Raw genomic sequence first — 1,268 nt, forward strand, 5'->3', positions numbered from 1 at the left:
ATATTAACAAGTAGCGCAGGCATTTTAATTTCAAATAAAAAGGCCATGATAAAAGTATTTTAGTTGAAAAAAGATCCGAACGATGAATTGAGATTCTTGATGGAGAATTCAACTCGTTCGGATTTTTTTTATTGTTATGGCGGTCATGTATGTATGCGTTTCTAGCGGTTGATTGGAGAGCAAGACGAAGATTCCTGAGGAAATAGTGGAATAGATGAGACCCCGCAGGAACGCAAGCGACAAGGAGGCTCATCGGCCACTCGCCGAAAGCGAAGTCTTGTACGGAAATCAACAGCGGTGTAAAAAGTGATGTATATTAAGCTCCTTTAACGCATTTATTAATTTTAAATAAACTATGTTCTAAATAACCAATATAAAATAAAGTATAAGCCTCTAGAACCAGTGAAATGTTACAAATGAAATAATCCAGTATAAATGTGTGTAAAAGCACCGTCATATACCTAAATATGTATGTTTTTGAAGAGTAAAGGTGATTAATTTACTAGTTTAAAAGGAAGAATCTTTATTTTTACTGTAACTAAACTATCAAACTATTGACATGATACTGAAATATAACTGTAATATTAATGTGTTATTTTTTATGTATTGGTAGATAAAGGGGAAATCAATTACATGAAAAAGACAATGATTACGTTCAGTTTAGTTCTAATGTCACTGTTCGGAGTGGCAAGTGGTGCATCAGCTGCAACAAATACATATACAGTAAAAAGCGGAGATTCGCTATACAAAATTGCAAAGACATATAAAGTATCGGTTAGTCAGCTGAAACAGTGGAATAACTTAAAGTCAGACAGCATTCATCCGAAACAAGTATTAAAAGTATCTCAAGTAAAATCAAGCACGCCCGCTAAAGCAGCGCCTGCGAAGTCTTCAAACGTTGTGAAAGAATTTAAAGTAACAGCAACAGCGTACACAGCGAACTGCAAAGGCTGCAGCGGAAAAACAGCGATTGGAATCGACTTGAAAAAGAATCCAAATCAAAAAGTGATTTCTGTCGATCCAAAAGTGATTAAGCTTGGTTCAAAAGTATACGTAGAGGGTTACGGCACGGCAATCGCAGCTGATACGGGCGGCGCAATTAAAGGAAATAAAATTGACGTTCTTCTTCCTTCTCAAAAAGAAGCGTTAAAATGGGGAAGAAAAACAGTAAAAGTTCAAATCTTAAAATAAGTATTTCTTAAGGAAATGAGAGCCTTCGTTGAAGGGCTCTCATTTTTTTCTTCATTAAAGGGCATGCTACTTTATAT

Annotated in this window: 1 protein-coding gene; it reads left to right on the forward strand. The window is 35.4% G+C overall.

Annotation, left to right across the window (positions count from 1 at the left end; all coding sequences use genetic code 11):
- Positions 1-633: 633 nt before the first annotated feature.
- The gene (locus AC1DRF_RS28345) at positions 634-1,191 is read left to right on the forward strand and encodes a 3D domain-containing protein (protein WP_014459735.1); all 558 of its coding nucleotides are present in this window, start codon (positions 634-636) and stop codon (positions 1,189-1,191) included.
- Positions 1,192-1,268 lie beyond the last annotated feature (77 nt).

It is taken from the genome of Priestia sp. P5_B4 (assembly GCF_056400385.1).